Annotated in this window: 13 protein-coding genes and 1 pseudogene; 8 read left to right on the plus strand and 6 right to left on the minus strand. The window is 65.7% G+C overall.

Features of this window, described 5'->3' with window-relative positions:
* Positions 1-167 precede the first annotated feature (167 nt).
* Complete coding sequence (locus F6X61_RS27685) at positions 168-881, minus strand: methyl-accepting chemotaxis protein (RefSeq protein ID WP_371923750.1); 714 nt, start codon at positions 879-881, stop codon at positions 168-170.
* Positions 882-1,025: 144 nt separating this feature from the next.
* A pseudogene (locus tag F6X61_RS27690) lies at positions 1,026-1,718 on the minus strand (HAMP domain-containing protein); the annotation flags it as partial.
* Positions 1,719-1,962: 244 nt separating this feature from the next.
* Between F6X61_RS27690 and F6X61_RS22555 the strand changes: the two are divergent.
* The gene (locus F6X61_RS22555) at positions 1,963-2,832 is read left to right on the plus strand and encodes a DUF2242 domain-containing protein (protein ID WP_153788619.1); all 870 of its coding nucleotides are present in this window, start codon (positions 1,963-1,965) and stop codon (positions 2,830-2,832) included.
* A 204-nt stretch (positions 2,833-3,036) separates the two neighbouring features.
* On the opposite strand, the gene F6X61_RS22560 is transcribed toward F6X61_RS22555, so the two are convergent.
* Both F6X61_RS22560 and F6X61_RS22565 read right to left on the minus strand, forming a co-directional pair.
* A complete protein-coding gene (locus F6X61_RS22560; RefSeq protein WP_153788620.1) occupies positions 3,037-4,077 on the minus strand; it encodes an AraC family transcriptional regulator in 1,041 nt (346 codons plus the stop codon).
* Between the two features lie 4 nt (positions 4,078-4,081).
* Complete coding sequence (locus F6X61_RS22565; protein WP_153788621.1) at positions 4,082-5,200, minus strand: nitrilase-related carbon-nitrogen hydrolase; 1,119 nt, start codon at positions 5,198-5,200, stop codon at positions 4,082-4,084.
* Positions 5,201-5,387: 187 nt separating this feature from the next.
* Between F6X61_RS22565 and F6X61_RS22570 the strand changes: the two genes are divergently transcribed.
* Positions 5,388-7,424 carry an NADPH-dependent 2,4-dienoyl-CoA reductase gene (locus tag F6X61_RS22570; RefSeq protein ID WP_153788622.1) on the plus strand — a complete coding sequence of 679 codons (2,037 nt, stop codon included), beginning with the start codon at positions 5,388-5,390 and terminating at the stop codon, positions 7,422-7,424.
* A gap of 97 nt (positions 7,425-7,521) precedes the next feature.
* Complete coding sequence (locus F6X61_RS22575; protein WP_153788623.1) at positions 7,522-8,415, plus strand: 1-aminocyclopropane-1-carboxylate deaminase/D-cysteine desulfhydrase; 894 nt, start codon at positions 7,522-7,524, stop codon at positions 8,413-8,415.
* Here F6X61_RS22575 and F6X61_RS22580 read toward each other — a convergent pair.
* Both F6X61_RS22580 and F6X61_RS22585 read right to left on the minus strand, forming a co-directional pair.
* The gene (locus tag F6X61_RS22580) at positions 8,406-8,951 is read right to left on the minus strand and encodes a cytochrome b (RefSeq protein WP_153788624.1); all 546 of its coding nucleotides are present in this window, start codon (positions 8,949-8,951) and stop codon (positions 8,406-8,408) included. The two genes, F6X61_RS22575 and F6X61_RS22580, sit on opposite strands and share 10 nt — an antisense overlap.
* Before the next feature lie 222 nt (positions 8,952-9,173).
* The gene (locus F6X61_RS22585) at positions 9,174-10,166 is read right to left on the minus strand and encodes a DUF1853 family protein (protein WP_153788625.1); all 993 of its coding nucleotides are present in this window, start codon (positions 10,164-10,166) and stop codon (positions 9,174-9,176) included.
* 44 nt (positions 10,167-10,210) lie between these two features.
* On the opposite strand from F6X61_RS22585, the gene F6X61_RS22590 reads away from it, so the two are divergent.
* From F6X61_RS22590 to F6X61_RS22610, 5 genes are read left to right on the plus strand one after another with little or no spacing between them, the layout of a single operon-like run.
* On the plus strand, positions 10,211-11,101 hold the full coding sequence (locus tag F6X61_RS22590; protein ID WP_110995856.1) for an NAD(+) kinase: 891 nt from the start codon (positions 10,211-10,213) through the stop codon (positions 11,099-11,101).
* Positions 11,101-12,072 carry a metallophosphoesterase gene (locus F6X61_RS22595; RefSeq protein WP_153788626.1) on the plus strand — a complete coding sequence of 324 codons (972 nt, stop codon included), beginning with the start codon at positions 11,101-11,103 and terminating at the stop codon, positions 12,070-12,072. Before F6X61_RS22590 ends, F6X61_RS22595 begins: the two co-directional genes overlap by 1 nt.
* Complete coding sequence (locus tag F6X61_RS22600; RefSeq protein WP_153788627.1) at positions 12,069-12,944, plus strand: rhomboid family intramembrane serine protease; 876 nt, start codon at positions 12,069-12,071, stop codon at positions 12,942-12,944. The genes F6X61_RS22595 and F6X61_RS22600 overlap by 4 nt, the downstream gene beginning before the upstream one ends.
* A gap of 13 nt (positions 12,945-12,957) precedes the next feature.
* Complete coding sequence (locus tag F6X61_RS22605; RefSeq protein WP_110995859.1) at positions 12,958-13,218, plus strand: YeaC family protein; 261 nt, start codon at positions 12,958-12,960, stop codon at positions 13,216-13,218.
* On the plus strand, positions 13,215-14,045 hold the full coding sequence (locus tag F6X61_RS22610) for a DUF2797 domain-containing protein (protein ID WP_153788628.1): 831 nt from the start codon (positions 13,215-13,217) through the stop codon (positions 14,043-14,045). Before F6X61_RS22605 ends, F6X61_RS22610 begins: the two co-directional genes overlap by 4 nt.
* Positions 14,046-14,048: the final 3 nt, after the last annotated feature.

The raw sequence follows: 14,048 nt of genomic DNA on the forward strand, positions 1-14,048 counted from the left end.
CGGTAGTTCAGTCGGTTAGAATACCGGCCTGTCACGCCGGGGGTCGCGGGTTCGAGTCCCGTCCGCTGCGCCATCTTCAGTTCTGAGCCCCTTGAACAGTTCGAAACAACAAAAAAGCGACCTTCGGGTCGCTTTTTTCATTTCTGGCGGTTGGCAGGCTGCCTGTTTCAGAGCCTGAAGTTACCGATCAACCCTTTCAGCTCACCGCCCAGCCGTTCCAGTTCGATTGACGCCTCCTCGATTTGCCGGCTGGCATCGAGTGAGTGGCCGGCGACATCGCGCACCCGCTCCACATTACGGCGAATGGTCACCACGGCCGTGCTTTGCTGCTCCGTACTGGCTGCAATCTGCTGGTTCATGCCTTGGATATCATCAACGCTGGTCGTGATGACCTGCAGGGCCTCGCTCGCCTGATTGGCAAGCTCGACTGTGGTGCTGGCCGCGCGGCGGTTTCCTTGCAGGCATTCCACTGCCTGGCGGGCACCGTCCTGCAGGCGGGTGACCAGTGTTTCGATCTCGGCAGTGGAGCGCTGGGTACGCAGGGCCAGACCGCGCACTTCGTCGGCCACAACCGCGAAGCCGCGCCCGGCTTCGCCAGCGCGGGCGGCTTCGATGGCCGCGTTCAGGGCCAGCAGGTTGGTCTGCTCGGCCACCGAGCGGATAACCGTCATGATGCTGCTGATCTGCTCGGCAGAGGCGGACAGCTGTTGCACAGCCTCGCTGCTGCTGCTGATGTCACTCGCCAGCTGGGCAACCTGGCGCTGGGTATCGCACACCACCTGCTGGCTGAGTTCGGCCTTGTCAGTGGCCTGACGGGTCGCCTCGCTGGCCAGCGAACTGTTGTGCGCCACCTCCTGCACGGCGCAGGCCATCTGGCTCATGGCCGCCGCCACCTGGCGCGTTTCGCTCTGCTGGCTGGCGGCGCCGCTGCTGGTGCGTTCGATCACGCAAGCCAAGGCCGCCGAGGCCTGTGAAAGCTGCCCGCAGGCCTGGCCGATTCGGCGCAGGATGCCACGCAGATTGGCGCTGCTGCGCTCAAGGGCCTGGAGCAGCTGGCCGAATTCATCGCGGCGTGGGCCAAGGTCGCTGGCGCTCAAGTCGCCTTCGCCAATGCGCCGGGCCATGTCCAGGGCCTGTTGCAGGGGGGCGCAGATCTGCCGGATCAGCAACCAGGCTACCAGGCAGGCCAGCAGCAGTGTGCCGCAGAACACGGCGAGCATGAGGCGCGTGCGTTGCCCGAGCTCGGTGGCACTGACCTGGTTCTGCTGGGTGATGAGCTGGTTGACGTGCTCGATGGCCGCCAGCACTTGTGTGGTGAGCTGTTTGCCCGTGGGGCCGGCCAATGTCTCGGTACCTGTCTCGAGGCTGTGCTGCAGGTAGTTCATGTAGTTGCCCATGATCTTGCGGGTGGCACCAAGATGGGCCTGCGCCTCGGGGTAGGGCATCTGCGTCAGGTTCTCGTCGATCAGCCTGTTCACCTTTCGGTAGGCCTGGCGCAGGTTTTCCAGCTCTGCATGTTCACCGCTCAGTGCATAGGCCATCTGTGTAGCGCGGATGTCGTTGAGGTTGTCGAGAATGTAGTTGACCGAGACCAGGCGTTCAGCCTGATGGGTCAGGGTGCCGAGGGCGAAGATTGCGGTCAGGACGAGCAGGGCCACCAGCAAGACCAGTGGGGCGAGGCTAAGCAGCAGTTTCAGGCGGACCGGCAGATTCTTCATCAGCGATTTCCTTGGGCATTCGAACGGGCGAATGAGTCTAGCGAGGGAATTTCCCTTTCTGGTTAGGAGGTTTTTGTTACCGCTGTGCGAGAAATCGCTAATGATCGCGAGAAGATTCCCGTTGCTTCGGCCGGCGTTATCCACGCCTTTACATGAACCTTGCACAATGTCGGCCCTTTCAAGGTTTCGGTGGCTTGTGGATGTGTTGCACAATAGGCACCGTTCGATTTACCCGGAATTCACGATGTCCAGATCATCCGTCTACGGTGCGCTCGGGCTGGCCCTTGTGCTGGCGGGCGTATCCGGTTGCTCCTCGAAGAAGGCTACCGTGTACGAGCACGAGAGCTTCGACGACTCGGGCACCTTCTCACGCAGTTTCCCGGTCAGCGAAGCGGGCTCCTGCGAAGCTGCCCGGCGTGCGCTGCTCAGCCAGGGTTACATCATCACCAGCAGCGATGCCAACCAGGTGGCCGGCAACAAGAGTTTTCAGCAGAACGCCGAAAACCACATGCAGATCAGCTTCAACATCACCTGCGTGCCGGACATGAGCGACAAGCAGCGTTCGACCATGTTCGCCAACGCCCTGCAGGACCGCTACACCCTGAAAAAATCCAACACCTCTGCCAGCCTGGGGGTCGGGGTGCTGGGCTCGGTGTCGATGCCGATCGGCTCGAGCGACGACTCGATGGTCAAGGTCGCGAGCGAGACGGTGGCCGCGCCACAGTTCTACGAGCGTTATTTCGCCTTGGTGGAGGGCTACCTGCCGAAGCCGAAAAAGGTGAAGAAGGCCGATACCCCTGCTGAGCCGCCGAAAGTGGAGAAACCAGCGCCGGCCTTGGGGTTGCCCGAACCTGCGCCAACCTCGCTGGCACCCGCCCAGCCAGATGCGGCGCCGCTGGCGGCAAGCGCCCCGGTGGCCGTGCCTGCTGCGGTCGAGGCCAGCGCGCCTGCCGCTCCAGAACCGGCCGCCGCCGTGCCCGTTCACGAAGCGCCAGCAGCCCCGGTGGTGGATGACAGCCACGGTTCGCAACCGGTTGCTCCGCCCGTCGAGGCGGCCCCGATCCAGGTCCAGCAACAGCCTGCGCAGAGCGAAGCGACACCGGCCTCGCCTTGAGCTGTCGCTAACTTCCTGCAGGCCTGCTACGTTTACCGTTCATGGGGCTGTAATGGTTCCGTCATCCGTTGCGCTTAGGGTGGCGGTTGAACCCATGAATGAAGAACGAGGAAGCAGGCAAATGGACGACTACCAGGAAGAATTGCTCGAATTCCAGGCTTATGAACTGGATGTGCCAGAGCCGGCAGACGACGCCACCGAGCTCTAACCCACCTGCCGCTGATGGCGGCGATACTCCCCCGGCGTTACGCCCGTCCAGCGCTTGAATGCGCGCTGGAAGGCTTCGGCCGATGCAAACCCCAACAGATAGGCGATTTCGCCGAAGGCCAGCTCCGTGTCGCGGATATAGGTCTCGGCCAGGTCGCGGCGTGTGTCGTTGAGCAGGTTGCGATAGCGCGTGCCCTCTTCGGCGAGTTTGCGCCGCAGGGTCCAGGTGGGCATCTGCAGGTGCTGCGCCACTTCCTCCAGATCCGGTTCGCGGCCGCCATTGAGCAGCGGCCCCAGCAGGTGGGTGATGCGTTCGCCCAGGCTGCGTACCCGGGTGCGCTGGGCCAGTTCCGTTTCGCACAGCTGCAACAGGTGCTGCCAGGTACTCGGGCAGTGTTGCGGGTTGGCCAGGGCCAGGGTGGCCTGGCCCAGGCGCAACTGGTTGGCCGGGGCGCCAAACTGCACGGTGGTGCTGCACAGGCGCTGGTATTGATCGGCATAAGCCGGCGCTTCGAACTCGATCTCCAGCCGCTCGGCCTGAATCGGCTTGCCGGCCAGGTTCGACAACTGCGCCAGCCAGCCGCCGAGCAGCGAGTCGACCACGAAGCGGTTGTAGGCGTTGTACGGGCTGATGGAGTAGAAGCGCAGCCAGGCGCCTTGCGGGTCTTGGTGAAAGCTCGACTGGCCACGGTAGTTGGCGGCATACAGCGGTTCGAAGCGCAGCAGCGTACGTGCGGCCTCGCCGAGGGTCGGCGCCTGGGCAGCGGTGACGCCGGCCAACCCGGCCTGGGCCAGGCGGCTGAGCTGGCCCATGTGCAAACCCAGGGCAGGCTCGGCGCACAAGGCGATGGCGGCGTGGCCCAGGTGCATGTAGCGTGGGATCGACAGGCGTGCCCCGGGTTCGGCCAGGCGCCGATTGTCCAGCCCATAACGCAGCAGCAGTGGCTGCGGATCGTGGCCGAGCTGGCCGAGCGCTTCGGCCAGGGGCTGGACGAAGCCTACCGACAACTCGCCCAGGCGCACGCGCTGACGGGGCATGGCGTTACAGCCACAGGTTGAGCAGGCGGGCGCCCTGGCTGGCGCTGCCCGCCCACAAGGTGCCGGCTTCGCTGGCAAAGCCCTGGCCGCCACCGCTCTGCTCCCAGAACTGTCCGCGCAAGAACACGCTCATGCTGGTAGCGCCGTCGCTGGCCGCCTGGGTCAGCCGTTGCCAGGCCTCCTGCTCGCTGACCTCGCCACGCTGCAACGGCAGTTCGGCCGCCGCGGCTTGGTGACGGTTGCCGCGCCAGGGTAGTTGCCAGCGCTGCTTGCCGCTGAGAAACACTGGGTTGGCGATCAACTGCACCGACTGCCCGGCCAGCAGCCGGTAGTTGTCCGGGTACCAGCTGTCACTGCCGACCAGCACGCCCAGGCGCCCGGCGGGCGTCTGCAGCACCTGCAGCGGCTGCTGGCGGCCATGGTGGATGTAGCGGCGGGTTTCGCTGTCCGGGTAGCGCTGGAGTTGCGGTTGCCCCAGCACGCTGCCGTCACCGGCGAACACCAGGCTGCTGTTGAACAGCGGGCCGCTGCCGGCATGCAGCACGCCGTTCTTCACGTAGGGGGCGGGTAATACGATCGAGCCGGCCACCAGGGTGACCCCGAATTCCCGCGCCAGGCCGCCGAACAGCTGCTGGTAATCGGCGGCCATCTGCGCGGCCTTCATGCGCAGGCGCGCATCGCTGCGTCGGTCGTCGCCGCTGGCCGACAGCATCGCCAGGCCGTAGCGCAGCGGGTTGCTCAACTCCAGCCATTGCCAGGCCTCGCGGTCGCGGGTGGCCTGGTACAGCTCGTTCTTCTCGCCACGGGCCCACAGCCAGGTGCCGATATGTTCGGGCAGCACCACCACGGTACGGGCATTCACCAGGCCCTGGTCGCGGGCCTGTTGCAGGTACGCCGACAGTTTGCGGTGCAGGCGCGCAAGGTTCTGGTAATCGCCTGGGTAGAGCAGCGGCTCCACGCCCAGGAGGTTGCCGTGCTCGCCCGGCACCCCCTGGTTGAGCGCCAGCTCGATACGCAGGTCGGACAGGTAGTGGCCTTCCGGTCGTTGCAGGGTCCAGAAGCCATAGCCGCAAAGGCCGGCGATGATGACCAGCGCCAGGGCGCCGGCTAGCAGTTTTCGCATGGAGCGGTTCAGCGCAGTGGGGAAAGAGGAGGTTAGGGTAAGCCTGCTGTGCAGCAGGATCAATAAGTTGTCAGTTTCGATCATTGAGCGCATTCAAACGCCTGTTTAATGTCGGCCACAGACAAACGACGGGGCCCGCCTTCGAGGCTCCCGCATTCCGTGATCACGCCACCTGTGGAGCTTATCCATGGCCAACACCCCCTATCCGCACCTGCTGGCCCCACTCGACCTGGGCTTCACCACCTTGCGCAACCGTACGCTGATGGGCTCGATGCACACCGGGCTCGAAGAGCGCCCAGGCGGCTTCGAGCGCATGGCGGCCTACTTCGCCGAGCGTGCCCGCGGTGGCGTCGGCCTGATGGTCACCGGCGGCATCGCCCCCAACGACGAGGGTGGGGTGTATTCCGGCGCGGCCAAGCTGAGCACCGAAGCCGAGGCCGACAAGCACCGGATCGTCACCGAGGCCGTGCATGCAGCCGGTGGCAAGATCTGCCTGCAGATCCTTCACGCCGGCCGCTATGCCTACAGCCCCAAGCAAGTGGCGCCCAGTGCCATCCAGGCCCCGATCAACCCGTTCAAGCCCAAGGAGCTGGACGAGGAGGGCATCGAGAAGCAGATCGCCGACTTCGTCACCTGTGCCAGCCTTGCCCAGCGCGCCGGCTACGATGGCGTCGAAATCATGGGTTCGGAAGGCTACTTCATCAACCAGTTCCTGGCGGCCCACACCAACCATCGCAGCGACCGCTGGGGCGGCAGCTACGAGAACCGCATGCGCCTGGCGGTGGAGATCGTGCGCCGGTCCCGCGAGGCAGTCGGGCCGAACTTCATCATCATTTTCCGCCTTTCGATGCTCGACCTGGTCGAGGGCGGCAGCAACTGGGAAGAGATCGTGCTGCTGGCCAAGGCCATCGAGCAGGCCGGCGCAACCCTGATCAACACCGGTATCGGCTGGCACGAGGCGCGCATTCCGACCATCGCCACCAAAGTGCCGCGTGCGGCATTCAGCAAGGTCACCGCCAAGCTGCGCGGCGCGGTGAGCATTCCGCTGATCACCACCAACCGCATCAACACCCCTGAGGTGGCCGAGGCCGTGCTGGCCGAAGGTGACGCCGACATGGTGTCGATGGCCCGGCCGTTCCTGGCCGACCCGGACTTCGTCAACAAGGCCGCGCAAGGCCGCGGCGACGAGATCAACACCTGCATCGGCTGCAACCAGGCCTGCCTGGACCACACCTTCGGCGGCAAGCTGACCAGTTGCCTGGTCAACCCACGCGCATGTCACGAGACCGAACTCAACTACCTGCCAGTGCTCAACGTCAAGCGCATCGCCGTGGTCGGCGCCGGCCCTGCCGGCCTGGCTGCCGCCACCGTGGCTGCCGAGCGTGGGCACCAGGTGACCCTGTTCGATGCCGCCAGCGAAATCGGCGGGCAGTTCAATGTGGCCAAGCGTGTGCCGGGCAAGGAGGAGTTCTTCGAGACCCTGCGCTATTTCCGCAACAAGGTGAAGAGCACTGGCGTCGACCTGCGACTCAATACCCGCGTCGATGTGGCGGCGCTGGTCGAGGGCGGTTTCGATGAGGTCATCCTGGCCACCGGCATTGCGCCGCGCACCCCGGCCATTCCCGGCATAGACAACGCCAAGGTGCTCAGCTACCTGGACGTGCTGCTGGAGCGCAAGCCGGTGGGTGAGCGGGTGGCGGTGATCGGCGCCGGGGGGATCGGTTTCGATGTGTCCGAGTACCTGGTGCACCAGGGTGTGGCCACCAGCCAGGACCGCGAGGCGTTCTGGAAGGAGTGGGGCATCGACGGCCAGTTGCAGGCCCGTGGCGGCGTGGCCGGTATCAAGCCCGAGCCGCATGCCCCGGCGCGCCAGGTGTACCTGCTGCAGCGCAAGAAAACCAAGGTCGGTGACGGCCTGGGCAAGACCACCGGCTGGATCCACCGCACGGGGCTGAAGAACAAGCAGGTGCAGATGCTCAACAGCGTCGAGTACCTGAGCGTGGACGATGCCGGCTTGCACCTGCGCGTCGGTGACGGCGAGCCGCAGTTGCTGGCGGTGGACAACATCGTCGTCTGCGCAGGGCAAGACCCGCTGCGCGAGTTGCACGAAGGGCTGTTGGCAGCAGGGCAATCGGTGCACCTGATCGGTGGCGCCGACGTGGCTGCCGAGCTGGATGCCAAACGTGCGATCAACCAGGGCTCGAGGTTGGCTGCCGAGCTCTGATCCATCGCAATCGCGGGGCAAGCCCACTCCCACGAAGTATCGTGGGAGCGGGCTTGCCCCGCGATGCGTTTGTCCAGGCAACTGATAAACTCGCGCCATGCCCGAGTTCGACCTCTCCCAAGCCCCCCTGCAACGCCTCGACCTGCCCTGGCTCCAACAAGCCGCTCTGGAGGCCGCCGTCCTGCGCCTTGACCTGATCGACCCACTGATCAGCGGCAACAAATGGTTCAAGCTGCGCCACCACTTGCTCGAAGCCCGGCAAGCCGGATCACCGGGCCTGATCAGCCTGGGCGGCAACCACTCCAACCACCTGCATGCCCTGGCCGCTGCCGGCAAGCGCTTCGGCTTCGCCACCGCGGGGCTGCTGCGTGGCCATGAGCAGGACACGCCGACCGTGCGCGACCTTCGGGCGCTGGGCATGCAGTTGCACTGGCTGGGTTTCGCAGGTTACCGAGACCGCCACCAGGCGGGTTTCTGGCAGCCCTGGCAGGCCCGTTATCCGCGCTGGCACTGCATCCCCGAAGGCGGCGGCGGCCCCGCCGGTGCCCAAGGCTGCGCGCTGATCGTCGAGCAGTGCCGGGCGCAACTGGACGTGCTGGGTTGGCAGGACTACGACGCCTGGTGGCTGGCCGCCGGCACCGGCACCACCCTGGCGGGGCTGGTGCTGGCGGAGCAGGGCAAGCATGCAGTGCATGGCGCCCTGGCCGTGCCCCTGGATCATGGCGTGCCGCAAACCGTCGCGGCCCTGGCGGGCCCGCACGGATACACGCTGCATGAAGCGAGCCGTGGGGGCTTTGCCCGGATCGATGCCGAGCTGCTGGCATTCATCGAGGCGACCGAGCGGCAGTCCGGCATGCCGCTGGAGGCGTTGTACACTGGCAAGGCGCTGCTGGCCCTGCGCGACCAGGTCGAGGCCGGACGCTTCGCGCCCGGCACCCGTCTGGTCTTCCTCCACACCGGCGGCCTGCAGGGGCGACGCGGTTACTTGTAGGGCAGCATGCGCAGCAGGGTGTTGTCGCGGCGCACGTAGTGGTGATACAGCCCGGCCAGGGCGTGCAGGCCGATCAACCAGTAGCCCCAGCTGCCGATGCGCTCATGCCAGCCTTTGATGAACTTGGCCAGGTCCGGGTCCGGGGCGACGATGGCCGGCAGTTCCAGGCCATAGAAGGGGATCGGTTTCTCGGCGGCGCTGAGGATCGCCCAGCCGGCCAGCGGCAGGCCGATCATCATCAGGTACAGCAGCAGGTGCACCAGGTGCGACAACCCGGTCTGCCAGGCCGGTGGCTTGGGCACGATCGGTGGGGTGGGGCGCGACAGGCGCAGGGCCAGGCGCAGCCACACCAGCACGAACACGCTCAGGCCAAGCATGAAGTGCAGATCCTTCATCACATCGCGTTCGGCGCTGCCCTTGGGGAACAGGCCACGCAGCTCGATGAAGGCGTAGACGGCGGCCAGCAGCACCAGCATCAGCCAGTGCAGGGCGATCGACAGCCGCGAGTAATGGGCGGCAGGGGTGGATGAAACCATGGTGGATCCTCGTCATCAGGTTGCAATTGGCGCTCTTGCTGGCGCTCAGGATCAACTCTAATCGGTGTGGCGAATCAAGCGTTGCGCCAGGTCGGTGAAATAGGTGTTGTCGCTTGCGACCCTTTCGCGGGTAAACCCGCTCCCACTGGCGCAAACGAGGCATGGGCGTTGCGGGAATCTGTGGGAGCGGGTTTACCCGCGAAAGGGCCGCTCCCGTCAACTTCAAGGGCTGGGCAGCTGCGGCCAACTGTCAGCCACCAGAAATACCCGCTCGGCCTCCAGCCAAATTCCATTCGCATCCTGCTCCAGCCTGACCAGCAACTGCGCCGGCGCATGCAGATCAAGCTCCGCCAGCCACTCTGCGAACTGGCTTTGCGTCCAGTCCTCATCCGCCGCCACCCTGGCCGGCGCCAGCCAGGCATGTCGGGGCAGGGGCCGCCAGCGTGCCGAAGGATTTTCGGCCTGATACCGCGCCCAGTCGCGTCGATGCAACCAGCGCCCACGCAAGTGCGTGGGGTTGGCGTCCTTCGGAGCGTCGGCGTGACCGGGCCAGGGATAGAACAAATAGCCGGCGAGCCACAGGTGTGAAGTCACATCGACAACCCCCAATGTCTGCAAGGCAGCGCGACTGCAAGGCTGGGTCGCCATCGGCAACTGGTGCCCGGCCAGGTGTGCCAGTTTCAGGCCGAGGCGGTCGTGGCAGCCGGGCCCGAGCCAGTGCGACGGGTCCAGCCCATCGCCGCCGGGTGGCCCCAGGTAGAGTTTGATCGCCAGCTCCAGGTGGTGGTCGCCGTCGCGGTCGCGCAGCAGCAGGTCGAGCTCGCCCAAGGTGTGGCCGCCTTCGCGGATCGCCAGATTGGCCGCCAGCAGCTCGATGCCCGGGGCCTGGCGCAGGGCGAACTGCCACAGGTATTCGTAATACAGGCCCAGTCGGCGGCTGCTCAGGCGCGCCAGCCATTCGAGCAGCAGCGAGGGATCTCGATCCAGTGCGTGCAGCCAGTTGGCCAGGCGCGTCGGTTCGTCGGCCCAGGCACTGCCGGCCAGCGGATGGCGTTGCGGGCACGGGCCGCCCAGCAGCAGCGGGGGCGAGAGCAGCACCCAGGCCAGGTCGCGCACCGCGGGGTGGCGCAACTGGCGAGGCAGGGAGGCGTGGTCGGCGAAGGGCATCATCCCGCGAGCATAGCCGGTTTGCCGCTGCCCGGTGCTTTCGCCCATAATCCCGGCATAGTCACCCCGCCGCAGAGCCTTGCAGGAGCACCATGGAGCAATTTCGCAATATCGGTATCATCGGACGCCTTGGCAGCTCCCAGGTGCTCGACACCATTCGCCGACTGAAAAAATTCCTCCTCGAGCGCCACCTGCACGTGATCCTCGAGGACACCATCGCCGAAGTGCTGCCGGGCCACGGCCTGCAAACCTCCACCCGCAAGCTGCTGGGCGAGGTCTGCGACCTGGTCATCGTGGTCGGTGGCGACGGCAGCCTGCTTGGTGCCGCCCGCGCCCTGGCCCGGCACAACATCCCGGTGCTAGGCATCAACCGCGGCAACCTGGGTTTCCTCACCGACATCCGCCCCGATGAGCTGGAGCAGAAAGTCGCCGAGGTGCTCGACGGCCATTATCTGGTGGAGAACCGCTTCCTGCTGCAGGCCGAAGTGCGCCGCCACCACGAGGCCATCGGCCAGGGCGATGCGCTCAACGACGTGGTGTTGCACCCGGGCAAGTCGACGCGGATGATCGAGTTCGAGATCTACATCGACGGCCAGTTCGTCTGCAGCCAGAAGGCCGACGGCCTGATCGTCGCCACACCCACCGGTTCCACGGCGTATGCGCTGTCCGCCGGCGGGCCGATCATGCACCCCAAGCTCGACGCCATCGTCATCGTGCCGATGTACCCGCACACCCTGTCGGGCCGGCCGATCGTGGTGGATGGCAACAGCGAGCTGAAGATCGTGGTGTCCAACGACCTGCAGATCTACCCGCAGGTCTCCTGTGATGGCCAGAACCACTTCACCTGCGCCCCCGGCGACACCATCACGGTGAGCAAGAAGCCGCAGAAGCTGCGCCTGATCCATCCGCTGGACCACAACTACTACGAGGTCTGCCGCACCAAGCTTGGCTGGGGCAGCCGCCTGGGGGGCAGGGACGACTGATGCTCGATCCGGCGCGCAGTTTCGACATCATCGGTGACGTGCACGGCTGTGCGCTGACCCTCGAGCGCCTGCTCGACGCCCTCGGTTACAAACGCATCGGCGGTGTCTGGCGGCACCCACGGCGCCAGGCGCTGTTCCTCGGCGATATCGTCGACCGCGGCCCGCGCATTCGCGAAGCGCTGCACATCGTCCACGACATGGTCGAGGCCGGCCAGGCCTTCTGCATCATGGGCAACCACGAATACAACGCCCTGGGCTGGGTTACGCCGGCCCTGCCGGGCAGTGGCAAGGCCTACGTGCGCGAGCACACGCCACGGCATGCCCGGCTGATCGACGAGACTCTCACCCAGTTCGCCCAGCACCCCGGCGACTGGCACGACTTCATCCAGTGGTTCTACGAGCTGCCGCTGTTCGTCGACGCCGGGCGTTTCCGCCTGGTGCACGCCTGCTGGGACCCGCAGTTGATCGAACCGCTGCGCCAGCAGTACCACAACGGCTGCATCGACGAGCACTTCGTGCAGGCTTCGGCCGTGTCCGGCAGCTTCGCCTCTACCGTGTGCAATCGCCTGCTGCGCGGCACCGACATGCGCCTGCCGGACGGCCTGACGCTGACCGGCGGCGATGGCCTGACCCGCGCCTTCTTCCGCACCAAGTTCTGGGAAGAAGACCCGCAGACCTACGGCGATATCGTCTTCCAGCCCGACGCGTTGCCCGACGAGGTGGCGCGCGCGCCGCTCAGCCATCACCAGAAGAACGCCCTGTTGCGCTACACCGAGGACGAACCGCTGCTGTTCGTCGGCCACTACTGGCGCAGCGGCCGTCCGGCGCCGATCCGCGGCAACCTGGCCTGCCTCGACTACAGTGCCGTGCTGTACGGCAAACTGGCCGCCTACCGGCTGGATGACGAAACCCGCATCGACCCGCACAAGTTCGTCTGGGTCGACGTCGAACGCCCACAGGCCAATCAATGAATGTGATCGAAGTGCTGCGCCTGCCGCTGGCGGTCGACCTCAGCGGTTTCGTCGCCCTGCTGCGGCGCCTGCAGGTGCCGCACCGGGTGGTCGAGGAGGGCGAGGAGCAGGTGCTGTGGGTGCCGCCGGCGATTGCCGAGGATGTTCGCGAGCTGTACACGCGCTACCCCGACGGCAATGCCGATCTGCAAGCCGTCCCGGAGCCTGAGCAAGGCAGCCTGCCGGCTGCCCCTTCCTTGAAGGAACAGGCCATCGCCTGCAAGGTGACCGCCACGGTGTTGTTCCTGAGCCTGGTGGTCGCCGGCCTGACCGGCCTGGGCGACAACCTGACCACCATCGCCTGGTTCACCTTCCTGCCGTTCCAGGTGCAGGGCGAGTACCTGTATTTCACTCCGCTGCTGCAGGCACTCGGCGAAGGCCAGTGGTGGCGGCTGGTGTCGCCGATGCTGCTGCACTTCGGCGTACTGCACCTGGCGATGAACGGTATGTGGTACTGGGAGCTGGGCAAGCGCATCGAACTGCGCCAGGGCCCGTGGATGCTGCTGTGCTTGACCCTGCTGTTCAGCCTGGTGTCCAACCTGGCCCAGCACTTCACCAGCGGGCCGAGCCTGTTCGGCGGCCTGTCCGGTGTGCTGTACGGCTTGCTCGGGCATGTCTGGCTGTACCAGAAGCTTGCGCCCAACCCGCAGTTCAGCCTGCCCCGGGGCGTGCTGGCGATGATGCTGATCTGGCTGCTGGTGTGCCTGAGCGGTGTGGTCGGCCAACTCGGCTTCGGCCAGATCGCCAATGCCGCGCACGTGGGCGGGTTGCTCATCGGTTGCCTGACCGGGCTCTTGGGTGGATGGCTCGCGCGGCGTAGACTGTCGGCCTGACTGAGGAGACACCATGTCCACTTTTGCGCAAATGATCGAAAACATCACCCCCGAAATCTACGAAAGCCTGAAAACGGCCGTCGAAATCGGCAAATGGTCCGATGGCCGCAAGCTCACCGCCGAGCAGAAAGAACTGTCGCTGCAGGCCGTGATCGCCTGGGAAATCCAGAACCTGCCCGAAGACCAGCGCACCGGCTACATGGGCCCGCAAGAGTGCGCGTCGAAGTCTGCGCCGATCGCCAACATCCTGTTCAAGTCGGACTCGGTACATTGATCGAACTCGCTCGTGGCTCTTTGAGCAAGATGGCGGTGCGTCTGGAAGCACCGGTCGTTCAATACAGTTTTCGCCTGGACGATACCCAGGTGCCGGTGAACCCGCTGATCGGCCAGTCGATCCGTCTGGAGTACCTCGGCGCCATCCACTGCACCCACTGTGGCAAGCGCACCAAGACCAGCTTCAGCCAGGGTTACTGCTACCCCTGCATGACCAAGCTGGCCCAGTGCGACGTGTGCATCATGGCCCCGGAACGCTGCCACTACGACGCCGGCACTTGCCGCGAGCCGTCTTGGGGCGAGCAGTTCTGCATGACCGACCACGTGGTTTACCTGGCCAACTCGTCGGGCATCAAGGTCGGCATCACCCGTGCCACCCAGCTGCCCACCCGCTGGCTCGACCAGGGCGCCAGCCAGGCGCTGCCGATCATGCGCGTGGCCACCCGGCAACAGTCCGGGCTGGTCGAGGATATCCTGCGCAGCCAGGTGCCGGACCGCACCAACTGGCGTGCACTGCTCAAGGGCGATGCCGAGGTGCTCGACCTGGTGGCCATCCGCGAACAGATTTTCGACGCCTGCGCCGAGGGTATCCGTGGGCTGCAGGAGCGCTTTGGCCTGCAGGCCATCCAGCCGCTGCCCGACGCCGAGGTGGTGCAGATGCGCTACCCGGTCGAGGCTTACCCGAAAAAGATCGTCAGCTTCAACCTCGACAAGGACCCGGTCGTGGAAGGCACGCTGCTGGGCATCAAGGGCCAGTACCTGATCTTCGACACCGGCGTGATCAACATTCGCAAGTACACGGCCTATCAACTGGCCGTGCTCCAGTAAAGG

It is taken from the genome of Pseudomonas sp. EMN2 (genome assembly GCF_009650555.1).
Classification (GTDB): Bacteria; Pseudomonadota; Gammaproteobacteria; order Pseudomonadales; family Pseudomonadaceae; genus Aquipseudomonas; species Aquipseudomonas sichuanensis.

Coding starts and splice junctions, on each gene's coding strand:
- F6X61_RS22600 (WP_153788627.1), top strand. CDS start 12,069: ATGAATGTGATCGAAGTGCTGCGCCTGCCGCTGGCGGTCGACCTCAGC.
- F6X61_RS22570 (WP_153788622.1), top strand. CDS start 5,388: ATGGCCAACACCCCCTATCCGCACCTGCTGGCCCCACTCGACCTGGGC.
- F6X61_RS27685 (WP_371923750.1), bottom strand. CDS start 881: ATGAGCCAGATGGCCTGCGCCGTGCAGGAGGTGGCGCACAACAGTTCG.
- F6X61_RS22560 (WP_153788620.1), bottom strand. CDS start 4,077: ATGCCCCGTCAGCGCGTGCGCCTGGGCGAGTTGTCGGTAGGCTTCGTC.
- F6X61_RS22590 (WP_110995856.1), top strand. CDS start 10,211: ATGGAGCAATTTCGCAATATCGGTATCATCGGACGCCTTGGCAGCTCC.
- F6X61_RS22605 (WP_110995859.1), top strand. CDS start 12,958: ATGTCCACTTTTGCGCAAATGATCGAAAACATCACCCCCGAAATCTAC.
- F6X61_RS22565 (WP_153788621.1), bottom strand. CDS start 5,200: ATGCGAAAACTGCTAGCCGGCGCCCTGGCGCTGGTCATCATCGCCGGC.
- F6X61_RS22585 (WP_153788625.1), bottom strand. CDS start 10,166: ATGGGCGAAAGCACCGGGCAGCGGCAAACCGGCTATGCTCGCGGGATG.
- F6X61_RS22555 (WP_153788619.1), top strand. CDS start 1,963: ATGTCCAGATCATCCGTCTACGGTGCGCTCGGGCTGGCCCTTGTGCTG.
- F6X61_RS22580 (WP_153788624.1), bottom strand. CDS start 8,951: ATGGTTTCATCCACCCCTGCCGCCCATTACTCGCGGCTGTCGATCGCC.
- F6X61_RS22595 (WP_153788626.1), top strand. CDS start 11,101: ATGCTCGATCCGGCGCGCAGTTTCGACATCATCGGTGACGTGCACGGC.
- F6X61_RS22575 (WP_153788623.1), top strand. CDS start 7,522: ATGCCCGAGTTCGACCTCTCCCAAGCCCCCCTGCAACGCCTCGACCTG.